A 12,430-nucleotide genomic window follows, 5' to 3' on the forward strand; every position below is an offset into this window, starting at 1 on the left:
CGAAGACAGAATTGTGAAGTATATTAACTAAATTGCAGTTACACAGAATCTGTTACACCCTCTTAAAAGTGCCAAATATCACTGAGTGGGATATTCATGCTATTCATCCAAAACGAGTCAAGGTTATGCCTCTATTTCTGAATCCAGAAACCATTATATATTCCAGCTATTTTCTTAATTCGATCAAAGGTTTTCTTCGTATGGCCTACCTAGAGCCTTTCCTAGGATCTAGGTATTGTGAATACGCCCCCTTCCTAACCTTTAACTAACTCAATCAGAAACCCTAGCGGATCTTTAGCCACAACAGTCACTTCCCCTCAACCTCACCAACTCACCACCAAATTTCACCCCCGAACCTCGTCAGCGTCGTCGGATTGCATTACGTCTACACCGTCAAGACAGGTATGATTTTATGAATTTTTGGTAGGGTATCTGCGGGGAAACGTGGCTTGAATTTGGCTAGTAATTACCTGATTTTAAGAAACTCATAATCGTCAGGTCCCCAGCTCGAGTCTGGGAGGGTCACCAATTAAGATAAGCCGCAGCAATGTTTCATTGCTGCGGCTTTTTAATATCTGGGGTTTAGGATTTTGATGGGTGCCAAGCTTTAACGGTGTGCTATCGAGTTGATGTAATTCACCACACCATGCTCAACATGGCGTGGTGAGTAACAAGATGAGTTATTCTTTTATATGCAGTGGGCTTTTTTCTAAATGGCTTTGGGCGGCGGTGATAGCAACCACAGCTTTAGAGTTAAATTCGCGTTGGTACAAGGTATACACCACAAATAAGCTGGCTACGATAAACATCCATGGATTGAAAAACCAGCACAGGGCAGCCATTGAATAATAATATGAACGTAGGCCGTAATTGTATGAATGAGCGGCCTGATCTTGCACCACTGCCATTTGCTTTGCGTAAGCGATGAGGTTTGTGTCGGTGCCGCTCTTATCTAATGGCGCAGCGCCAATCATCACGTTAACAAAACCATACTGGCGCATTGACCAAGTAAACTGGAAAAACGCCAATACAAAAATGCCTACCAACAAACCGAGCTTTACTTGTACTAAAGCGTGATTAGGTGGTGCGGTAAAAGGAATGGAGGCGATAACTGTTTCGAGCTTTTCAACTTGCGAAAACAAGGTCAGTACACCTGCTAAAACCAGTAGCGTGGTTGATGCAAAGAAAGCGATATTGCGTTCAAGATTAGCCAGTAATGCCGCTTCACCGACTCGGTTTTCTTTACCAATCACTTGCGACATCCACATAATTCGCTGCTGATGCATTACTCTCGCAATACAATTTGTGGTCTTTGCTTTACGCCGTGCAAAACTGGTGTAGCCAATCCAGGCAATTAAAAACACAATAAAGGCTAACGAGTCTATCCAGGCAATCATCATGTTAATAACCTTTTAACATATATTAATGGCTTGATTATGCATTAGTTTTCATCACCCTTAAATCAGTTTTTGTCTAAAACCGTTCACCGTAGATAAGTGATGACTCAGCGAGAGCTTAAAACGGGCTTGGACAAAGAGAATTGATCTTCTCAAGTGTAATAGGATGAATAAAGCTAAGGCTTGTAGCATGCAATAATAATCGAGGTGCCAGCTGTTGGGATTGCTGATTATGGTACAAATCACAGCCCAGTATTGGATGGCCAATCTGCTGGCTATGAATACGTAACTGGTGTGTTCGACCCGTCATGGGGGTAAAACGTACTCGGGTTGATAACCCTTGAGGATGCCGCTCTATCACCTGGTAATGACTTTTAGCTGGTTTGCCCGTGTCATGGCAAATTTTCATCAGCGGAAAATGTTCAACGTCTTTGGTGATGGGGAAATCGATTTCCCCCTGCTCATTGGACAGATCACCGTATAGTACTGCTGTGTAGGTTTTACCAATGGTACGTTGCTGAAATTGTTGAGTGAGCAAACCATTAACCTGTTTATTTAACGCCACCAGCATAATGCCAGAGGTGCCAAAATCGAGGCGATGCAATAAGGTTGCAGTGGGAAAATCTTGCACTAAGCGATAATGCACAGAGTCTTTATTGAGTGGATTTTTACCCGACAGACTCAGCAGCCCAGAGGGCTTGTTAATCAGCAATAGGTGTTCATCTTGGTATAATATTTCGATAACACCGTCACAGGGTGGCGCAATAAATTCAGCCATACAATCTTCATTTTCAAATCAAGCACTGATCATAATCACAAAGGCGCTAGCAAACAACACTGATGTTATTGACCACAGTGTTGCCCATAACAAAATCGTTGATTTAAATCCTGCTTCCATTTAACTTTATTCGACGGTAAAACGGTCTGCTGTTAAATCCTGTCGCAAAGACACATAAAAAATCCCGCTCGCTGCGGGATTTTATTTTACGGTTTTAAGCGATATTCAAACTTCGCTAAACACAGCTTGAAATGTACTGTCCATAATGGCTAAACCGGCATCAATTTGCGCATCTGGCGCCGTTAACGGCACGAGTACACGAATCACATTACCGTAGGTACCACAAGACAATAAAATCAGCCCACGATTGCGTGCTTCAGCCAAAATTTTAGCGCTGTATTGTGGCGCTGGCACGCCATCTTCCATCAGCTCAATGGCAATCATCGCGCCTAAACCACGCACATCTGCAATTTGCGGGTATTTAGCCTGCATATCGGTTAATGCCGTTTTAAGCTTATTACCTACATCATTAGCGCGAGTTAATAGCTGCTCTTCTTCAAAGACCTCAATCACCGCAAGTGCTGCGGCACACGCTAATGGGCTGCCGCCATAAGTTCCGCCTAAACCACCAGCTGTAACCGCATCCATAATGTCGGCTTTACCGGTAATACCAGATAGCGGGAAGCCGCCGGCAATAGACTTAGCAAAAGTGGTAATGTCAGCGGCAACATCCATTTGTTCCATCGCAAAAAAGGTGCCGGTACGCCCTGCGCCAGTTTGTACTTCATCGGCAATAAGCACGATGCCATGGTTGTCGCACAACTCGCGTAAACGTTTCATAAACGATGGCGTTGCAGCGTAAAAACCACCCTCACCTTGCACTGGTTCTAAAATAATGGCGGCGATATCTGCAGGCTCTGCATCATTTTTAAAAATACGTTCAATTGACTCAATCGCATCATCTTCAGATACGCCATGCATTTCGCACGGAAACTCAGCGCGGAACACATTAGCCGACATCAAGCCCATACCTTTACTGTACGGCGCAACTTTACCGGTTAAAGCCAATGCCGCCATCGTACGGCCATGATATCCAGAAGTGAAGGCAATCACCCCTGCTCGTTTAGTGTAAGCACGAGCGACCTTTACGGCGTTCTCAACTGCTTCTGAACCACTGGTAAACAGCGCGGTCTTTTTAGCAAAATCACCTGGCACTAAATGGTTAAGCTTTTCACACACTTCAATATAATTTTCATAGCCTAACACCATAAAGCAGGTGTGCGAGAAGGCATCTAATTGTGCCGCAACCGCCGCTTTGACTTTAGGGTGTAAGTGACCAGTATTCAGTACCGCAATACCTCCAGCAAAATCAATATATTCACGGCCTTCGACATCCCATACTGTGGCGTTTTCAGCGCGTTCAGTAAAGATTGGGTGAATTTGTCCCACACCTTGAGCTACTGCCGCCTGACGACGAGCCATTAATCCATTATTTGTTTTAGTCATTGCCCACTCTCTTAAACTGACATGCAGATATATTTCATTTCAAGGTATTCTTCGATACCAAATTTAGAGCCTTCGCGACCTAATCCTGACGATTTAATGCCACCAAAGGGTGCTACTTCGGTCGAAATTAATCCTGTATTCACCCCGACCATGCCGTACTCAAGTGCTTCAGCCACTTTGTAGACTAGCGAAATGTCGCGACCGTAAAAATACGCCGCTAAACCAAACTCGGTATCGTTGGCCTGCTTAATCACATCATCAACGGTGTCGAATTTAAATAACGGGGCTAATGGGCCAAAAGTTTCCTCTTTGGCCACCAACATCGACTTATCAACATCGCGTAAAATGGTGGGTTCAAAAAACAATCCACCTAGGCTATGAGCTTTACCACCCGCTACAACACTGGCGCCTTTTGCGACTGCATCAGCTAAATGGCTTTGCACTTTTGCCACAGCAGCTTGATTGATTAACGGGCCAATATTGACCCCATCATCAGCGCCGTTACCCACATTGAGCTTAGCGACGGCGGCAGCAAATTTTTGAGTAAATTGCTCATACACACCGGCTTGCACATAAATGCGGTTAGCACACACACAGGTTTGGCCTGCGTTGCGGTATTTAGCAATCATGGCGCCTTCGACTGCGGCGTCAATGTCGGCATCGTCAAACACGATAAACGGTGCGTTGCCGCCAAGTTCAAGCGACAGTTTTTTAAGTGTCGGTGCGCATTGCTCCATTAACTTTATGCCAACAGCTGTTGAGCCAGTAAACGATAACTTACGCACAATGGGGCTTTCACATAAGGTGTTACCAATGGCAATGGCATCACCTGTGATCACGCTAAATACCCCCGCAGGAATACCCGCGCGATGAGCCAGTTCAGCTAACGCTAATGCGGTAAATGGCGTTTGCGGTGCAGGCTTAACCACCATAGTACAACCCGCAGCAAGCGCTGGCGCCGCTTTACGGGTAATCATTGCTGCTGGGAAGTTCCACGGTGTAATCGCCGCGGTAACGCCAACAGGTTGTTTAATCACTGTCAGCCTTTTATCTGCTTGATGCCCAGGAATCGTGTCGCCATAAATGCGCTTAGCTTCTTCAGCAAACCATTCAATAAACGAGGCGGCATAAGTCACCTCGCCTTTGGCTTCAGCTAGGGGTTTGCCTTGTTCTGTGGTCATCATCAACGCAAGGTCATCAGCATGTTGGTTAATCAGTTCAAACCAACGGCGTAGCTTTTGGCTGCGCTCTTTTGCTGACAACGCACGCCAAGTTGGCAGCGCTTTATTGGCTGCTGTGATTGCCGTCTTGGTTTCAGCCGTGCCCATCACTGGCACATGGCCAATTAACTCTTGAGTGGCTGGGTTGGCAATAGCAACGGTTTCACCGCTGTTAGCACTTACCCATAAACCATCGATATAGCATTGCTCGTGCAATAAGCTTGGATCATTTAAAATCACAACGCACTCCTACTCAATTTGATAAACAACTTAATTCCCTGTATGTAATCTCAACTTAGTTGCTCGCTAAGACTAAATACCAAACTTGTCGCGCATGGTGTAATACCAGGCCCCTAATGCACTAAACGGTACGCGTAAGGCGTGACCGCCGGGGAATGGATAATGAGGTAAAGCAGCAAAGGCATCAAAACGGGTCGCCTGGCCATTGAGCATTTCGGCAATTAACTTGCCCGCTAAATGAGTATAGGTAACCCCATGACCACTGCAGCCTTGAGAATAATAAATGTTGTGTCCAATTCGGCCCACTTGAGGCAAACGTGACAAGGTCATTAAAAAGTTACCCGTCCAGGCATAATCCACTTTAACGCCTTTTAGCTGCGGAAATGTTTTTAGCAGCTTAGGCATAATCAAGGCTTCGACGTTCGCCGGATCGCGAGCGCCGTAGACCACGCCACCACCAAAGACAAGTCGCTTGTCGCCAGTAAGGCGGTAATAATCTAATAAGTAGTTACAGTCTTCTACGCAATAGTCTTGCGGTAATAAACTGGCAGCCATGTCGTCAGACAGTGGTTCAGTGGTTATAACCTGAGTACCGCACGGCATTGATTTAGCTTGTAGCTCTGGTAATAATTTACCCAAATAGGCATTACCCGCTACAACCACAAACTTACATTTAACTTGCCCTTGTGCGGTGCGCACAATTGGCGACTCACCGTCATCAACGTTAATCACAGCTGAGTCTTCAAAAATTTGTCCGCCGAGCGATTCAACAGCACGAGCTTCGCCTAACGCTAAATTAAGCGGGTGAATATGGCCGCCGCTTTTATCAAGCAAACCACCGACATATAAATCGGTATTCACCACATTACGAATGCCGTCTTTATCAAGCATCTCTAAATGATTGTTATGACCATGGGTTTCCCATAGCTTCTTTTGCGATTGTAAATGGCCCATTTGCTTAGCATTCATAGCAGCGAACACACCGCCATCTTTTAAGTCACAATCGATATTGTATTTGGCAATACGGTCGCGAATGATTTGACCACCTTCGAATGCCATTTGGCCAAAAAGTTTGGCTTGCTCTTTACCCACCACTTTTTCGATACTGTCGATATCGCGGCTAAATGAGTTAACAATTTGCCCGCCATTTCGGCCCGATGCGCCCCAGCCAATTCGGGCCGCTTCGAGGATAACCACTTTCATGCCGCTTTCTAATAAATGCAGCCCAGATGACAACCCTGTATATCCCGCACCAATGATACAAACATCCGTTTCTATTGAAGATTCTAAGCGTGGGCGTTCGACTTTATCATTAGCCGACGCAGCATAATATGAACTAGCATGAGGTGTGGCGGACATAGCGCTTCCTTTATAGGTTCGAGACGAAATACAACATGATCATCGTACACTTAAGCATATTTAAAAACTAGCATTTAAAGTGTAATTTTTTACACTTTGTAGAATATATTTAACACCATAACGTCACCTTGGTAAAAAAAAGCCACACTTAAAAAGCGTGGCTTTAGCAATGGTTCGCTCTGATTACTCCATTGCTTCTTTAGCTTTACGTTCTGAGCGTCGGGCTAAATACCACGACAAGAACGCGACCAAAGATACACTCAGAATAATAATGGTGGCTAAGGCGTTAATTTTAGGCGAAACCCCTAAACGCACCGATGAGAACACCACCATAGGTAACGTGGTAGACCCTGGTCCAGAGGCAAAGCTGGCAATCACTAAGTCATCTAACGATAAACTAAACGACAAGAACCAACCGGCAATTAACGCCGGAGAAATCATCGGCACTGTGATTAAAAAGAAGGTTTTAAAACGCGTTGCACCTAAGTCCATCGCCGCTTCTTCAATCGACAGATCAAGTTCACGCAGCCTTGACGACACCACCACAGCAACATAAGCCGCACAAAAAGTAGAGTGCGCAATCCATACGGTTAACATGCCACGTTCTGCTGGCCAACCAAGCAGGTCGGCCATTTCAACAAATAGCAGTAACAATGATAAACCGGTAATCACTTCTGGCATAACCAGTGGCGCGGTAATCATGTTAGACAGTGTCAATTTTGCCCAAGAACGGCGAAAACGTGTCATGACAAACGCTGCCATGGTGCCGATAATCACCGCCATGGTTGAACTGTAGAATGCGATACGCAAACTGGTCCACACGGCTTCGAGTATTTGGGTATCTTTAAATAACTCGCCATACCATTTAGGTGAAAACCCACTCCACACCGTCACTAACTTTGATTCATTAAACGAATAAATAACCAAAATAAACATCGGCGCATACAAAAACAGTAAGCCAAACCATAGCATCACTTTAGAGAAACTGAGCTTCTTCATACGTCGTTCTCCATATTACGTGACTGATAACGGTGGAATAAGGTAATAGGGATAATCAACAGTGCTAGCATCACAATCGCAAGTGACGACGCTACTGGCCAGTCGCGGTTATTAAAGAACTCTTGCCACAACACTTTACCAATCATCAATGAATCTGGACCGCCCAATAACTCAGGGATAACAAACTCACCTACCGCAGGAATAAATACCAACATCGAGCCGGCAATTACACCGCCCATCGACAATGGCAAGGTGATTTTCCAAAAGGTGTTGATACTGCGCGAGCCAAGATCTGAAGCCGCTTCAATTAAGCTTAAATCCAGTTTCACCAGGGTGGCGTATAAGGGCAAAATCATAAACGGCAAATACGCGTAGATAATCCCGATATACACAGCAAAATTGGTATTGAGCATTTGAATGGGTTCAGAGATAACCCCTAACCACATTAAGGCGTTATTGATTAAGCCGTTGTTGCTTAAAATCCCCATCCAGGCATAAATACGGATTAAAAATGAGGTCCACGATGGTAGCATCACTAACAATAGCAATACGGTTTGTAACCGAGCCGGTGCGCGAGCAATGGCATACGCCATCGGAAAGCCCAAAATTAAACAACCTAGCGTGGCCACAAACGCCATTTTAAGCGAGGTGAGATAGGCCATGTAATACATAGAATCTTGCAGTAACAATAAGTAGTTACCAAAATTCAGTGCAATATTAAGCATTTCATCCGCGTAGCTAAAGGTGGCTTCGTATGGCGGAATCGCAATCGCCGCAGACGAAAAACTCAGCTTTAACACTATCGCAAACGGCAGCGCGAAGAACATCAATAACCATAGGTAAGGCACCCCCATGGTCAAATAACGACCTTTGATTATTTTCAGTGGATTCTTCATGAGTGTAATACAACCCCGCTACTGTCTTCCCAACTGATATACACCTCGTCTTCCCACGTTGGGTGGTCGGCGCGGCGTTCGCGGTTAATCATCGAACATTGTACAATTTGTTTGTTTTTCAGCTTAATGTAGTACACCGATAAGCCACCAAGGTAAGCAATATCATGTACAACACCGTGGGCCCAGTTGTATTCAGAGTCTGGTTTTTCACGGGTTATAATGGTTTTTTCAGGACGTAGCGCTAAAAAGATGTTTTTGTTTTCTAAGCTGGTTGAAATACCATGGCCGATATAAAACTCACGCTCTAGGCTTGATGACTTAATCACAGCGTGATCCACTTCATCAGCGATAATTTCACCGTCAAATAAGTTCACGGTACCAATAAACTCAGCCACTAGGCGGCTGGCTGGCGACTCATAAATATCCATTGGGCTACCGGTTTGGGCAATCCAACCTTCATGCATAATGGAGATACGATCAGCCATGGTCATGGCTTCTTCTTGATCGTGAGTCACCATCACGCACGTTACGCCTACGGCTTCTAAAATATCAACCACTTCTAACTGCATTTGAGTACGCAGTTTTTTGTCTAACGCGCCCATTGGCTCATCGAGCAACAACAATTTAGGGCGCTTAGCCAATGACCGTGCTAACGCGACACGTTGACGCTGGCCACCAGACAACTGATGCGGTTTACGTTTACCGTATTTTTCCATGTGCACCAGTTTGAGCATTTCTTTTACACGCATTTCAATCTCTGCTTTTGGCATTTTGTCTTGTTTAAGGCCAAAAGCAATATTTTGCTCTACCGTCATGTGCGGGAACAAAGCATAAGATTGGAACATCATGTTAATTGGACGTTCGTATGGCGGCATATCTGTAATGTCGACACCATCAAGTAAAATACGTCCTTCTGTTGGTTTTTCAAACCCAGCTAGCATGCGTAATAACGTTGACTTACCCGAACCTGAACCACCTAGCAGAGCAAATATCTCACCACGATTAATGGTAAGTGACACATCATCTACAGCACGCACGTCATCAAACAGCTTGCTTACGCGCTCAATTTTGACCAGGACTTCATCTTGCGTCTTTGTGGTTGGTTTATTCGTGACGCCTGAGGTGTTTCCCATAATACTGCTCCGCCTTTTTGAAGTATGACTATCACAACAATGACGTTGTTATGCGCACACTTAACCGTTCTATAGTGGCCAAATAGCCATCATAACTAGATAAACAAATGTAAAAAATGAGGGCGAGTGTCCTCGCCCTTGCGTAAGGTTATTGGCCTGACTTCACTTTGGTCCAAGCGCGAGTTGCAGCACGTTGAACTTTTAAAGGACGAATGTCACCAATGTATAAATTGTCAATTACCGACTGAGGTGGGTAAATGGCTGGATCGTTACGAATAGCCTCGTCGACAAGCTCTTGAGCAGGAACGTTAGGGTTAGCGTAAGCAACATAGTTACTGATTGGTGCAATTACATCTGGACGTAGCAAGTAGTTGATTAGTTTGTGGGCGTTATCAACGTTAGTGGCATCCTGAGGGATGGTTAACATATCAAACCACAAGTTAGCGCCTTCTTTAGGGATTGAGTAACCAATTTTGTGACCGTTACCGGCTTCATCAGCACGAGCAGCTGCCTGGAATACGTCACCCGAGAAACCAAACGCGACACAAATGTCACCGTTGGCTAAATCAGAAATGTAGCGTGAAGAATGAAAGTAAGTCACATAAGGACGTATTTTGGCTAATACTTCAGCCGCTTTTTCATAGTCAGCAATGTTTTTGCTGTTAGGGTCTAATCCTAAATAAATTAGCGCTTGTGGCAACATATCGTCCGCTGAATCGAGCATAGCAAAACCACATGAACCAATTTTTTCAGCATATTTAGGGTTAAAAATAAGCTCTAAAGAATCAAACGGAGCATCTTCACCAATGGCCGCTTTGACTTTATCGATGTTGTAACCAATACCGTTAGTACCCCATAAATAAGGCACAGAATATAAGTTACCTGGATCGGCTTTTTCTAACTGCTTCATTAAATCGGTTTTTAAATTAGCATAATTAGTCAATTTAGCGCGATCTAACTTTTGAAACGCACCGGCGATAATTTGCTTGGCCATAAAGTGGTTTGAAGGTACCACAATGTCGTAACCGCTGCGGCCAGACAAAAGCTTAGCTTCAAGTACTTCGTTGCTGTCAAATACGTCATAAATCACTTTAATGCCGGTTTCTTTTTCAAAGTTAGCTAATGTATCTTCGGCGATATAATCTGACCAATTATACATTTTGACCACTTCCTCGGCCTGAAGTGCAGTGCTTGAAAATACACTTGCTGTAATGAGGGCCAATGTGGATAGTTTGTTTAGTAGCTTCATACTTTCTCCCTTTTTGGATAATGGTCAGAGCGACGCTGACGTTAGTTTTTTTCGCTAGCTATACCAGCGTGTAAAATCTTCTTTCTGTTGAAAGAAATTATCCAATGCTACAACTTAACTATGCATCGGTATGATTACAGCAACGGCATGCGCTCCCATAATTTTGCGGATTTTATCAAAAACATATTCGATTACTAGACATTGAAATGCTTTTGGTTAAAAAATCACTATTTTATAATATTCATTCACCTAAAAATGCAGTGGTTATTGTCCTTGCACATACTGATATGTGTCATTTAGCGCCAACGTTGCCTTAGCCACTAACTCGTCAATTTCCCCGTGAGTCATAATTAATGGTGGTGAAATGATCATGGTGTCGCCAACAGAGCGCATCACCAAACCATGCTTTATACAGGCATCGCGACAAAACGTGCCAACGCCTGTTTTAGAGTCAAACTTTTGCTTTAACTCTTTATCTTTTACCAGTTCAATTGCCGCAACCATGCCTAAGCCACGCACCTCGCCCACTAAGGGATGCTCGGCAAGTTCTTGTAAACGAGACTGTAAATAAGGGGCTATATCAGATTCAACACGTTCTATAAGTTGCTCTTGCTCAATAATACGGATGTTTTCTAATGCTGCCGCAGCGGCAACAGGGTGGCCGGAATAAGTAAAACCATGGGTAAACTCGCCACAATCTTGCTTAATGACGTCGGCCACTTTGTCTGACACTATCACGCCGCCCATAGGCACATAACCTGAGGTCATGCCTTTGGCTATTGTGATTAAATCGGGTTGTAAATCGAAGTATTCAGCAGCAAACCATTTACCAGTGCGGCCAAAACCGCTGATCACTTCATCTAAAATAAATAAGATATCGTATTTAGCTAAAATACGTTTAATTTCGGGCCAGTAAGTTGACGGAGGAATAATCACTCCACCCGCACCTTGAAACGGTTCGGCAATAAACGCCGCAACATTGTCTTCGCCCACGTCTAAAATTTTAGCTTCAAGAGCTTGCGCCGCTTGCAAACCAAATTCTTCTGGTGATAAACCGTTACCTTCACCGTACCAATAAGGTTGAGCAATATGCACCACGCCAGGAATGGGTAAATCACCCTGTTCATGCATGCCCGACATACCGCCTAAGCTGGCACCCGCAACGGTAGAACCATGGTAGGCATTGTCGCGACTGATAATGGTTTTCTTGCTTGGCTTACCTTTAAGATCCCAGTAGCGTCTCACCATGCGTAAATTGGTGTCATTAGACTCTGATCCTGAACCGGTAAAAAACACATTGTTCATATGTTTAGGAGCAAGAGATGCAATTTTTTGCGCCAGTTCGATTGCCGGTGGATGTGAGCACTGAAAGAAGCTGTTGTAAAATGGCAGCTGCTGCATTTGCTTAGCAACGGCATCAACAATAGATTGGCGACCATAACCCACATTCACACACCATAAACCTGCCATGGCATCGAGTAATTTATCGCCCATGATGTCCCATAAATAGACGCCTTCTGCACGGTCAATAACCCGAGTACCCTTTTCTGCTAAGTCTTTTGAATCAGTAAATGGGTGGATAAAATGCTGCTTGTCGGCAGTTTGTAAACTATCGAGTTTTTGTTGTTGCTGAGTTAATGCATCTTGCATACT

10 protein-coding genes are annotated in these 12,430 nt (G+C 44.4%); all 10 read right to left on the minus strand.

The genetic code is table 11. The features are described from left to right. Positions 1–680: 680 nt before the first annotated feature. Complete coding sequence (locus IEY42_RS13735; protein WP_188925774.1) at positions 681–1,400, minus strand: DUF599 domain-containing protein; 720 nt, start codon at positions 1,398–1,400, stop codon at positions 681–683. 115 nt (positions 1,401–1,515) lie between these two features. After that, positions 1,516–2,175, minus strand: a complete 660-nt coding sequence (locus tag IEY42_RS13740; protein ID WP_188925775.1) for an RluA family pseudouridine synthase — start codon at positions 2,173–2,175, stop codon at positions 1,516–1,518. A gap of 225 nt (positions 2,176–2,400) precedes the next feature. Continuing rightward, positions 2,401–3,681 (minus strand): 4-aminobutyrate--2-oxoglutarate transaminase, encoded by a 1,281-nt coding sequence (gene gabT, locus IEY42_RS13745; RefSeq protein ID WP_188925776.1) that lies wholly within the window; start codon positions 3,679–3,681, stop codon positions 2,401–2,403. Between the two features lie 11 nt (positions 3,682–3,692). Next, positions 3,693–5,141, minus strand: coding sequence for an NADP-dependent succinate-semialdehyde dehydrogenase (gene gabD, locus IEY42_RS13750; protein ID WP_188925777.1), 1,449 nt, complete (start codon positions 5,139–5,141; stop codon positions 3,693–3,695). A gap of 72 nt (positions 5,142–5,213) precedes the next feature. Further along, positions 5,214–6,500: an NAD(P)/FAD-dependent oxidoreductase gene (locus IEY42_RS13755; RefSeq protein WP_188925778.1), complete on the minus strand. Its 1,287-nt coding sequence runs from the start codon at positions 6,498–6,500 to the stop codon at positions 5,214–5,216. A gap of 183 nt (positions 6,501–6,683) precedes the next feature. Further along, positions 6,684–7,499 carry an ABC transporter permease subunit gene (locus tag IEY42_RS13760; RefSeq protein ID WP_188916912.1) on the minus strand — a complete coding sequence of 272 codons (816 nt, stop codon included), beginning with the start codon at positions 7,497–7,499 and terminating at the stop codon, positions 6,684–6,686. After that, positions 7,496–8,395: an ABC transporter permease subunit gene (locus IEY42_RS13765; protein WP_188925779.1), complete on the minus strand. Its 900-nt coding sequence runs from the start codon at positions 8,393–8,395 to the stop codon at positions 7,496–7,498. The genes IEY42_RS13760 and IEY42_RS13765 overlap by 4 nt, the downstream gene beginning before the upstream one ends. Next, positions 8,392–9,528, minus strand: coding sequence for a polyamine ABC transporter ATP-binding protein (gene potA / locus IEY42_RS13770; RefSeq protein ID WP_188925780.1), 1,137 nt, complete (start codon positions 9,526–9,528; stop codon positions 8,392–8,394). The genes IEY42_RS13765 and potA overlap by 4 nt, the downstream gene beginning before the upstream one ends. Before the next feature lie 148 nt (positions 9,529–9,676). Beyond that, positions 9,677–10,777, minus strand: a complete 1,101-nt coding sequence (locus IEY42_RS13775; RefSeq protein ID WP_188925781.1) for a polyamine ABC transporter substrate-binding protein — start codon at positions 10,775–10,777, stop codon at positions 9,677–9,679. Between the two features lie 264 nt (positions 10,778–11,041). Next, on the minus strand, positions 11,042–12,427 hold the full coding sequence (locus IEY42_RS13780; RefSeq protein ID WP_188925782.1) for an aspartate aminotransferase family protein: 1,386 nt from the start codon (positions 12,425–12,427) through the stop codon (positions 11,042–11,044). Positions 12,428–12,430: the final 3 nt, after the last annotated feature.

This window comes from Shewanella algicola, assembly GCF_014648035.1.
Classification (GTDB): domain Bacteria; phylum Pseudomonadota; class Gammaproteobacteria; order Enterobacterales; family Shewanellaceae; genus Shewanella; species Shewanella algicola.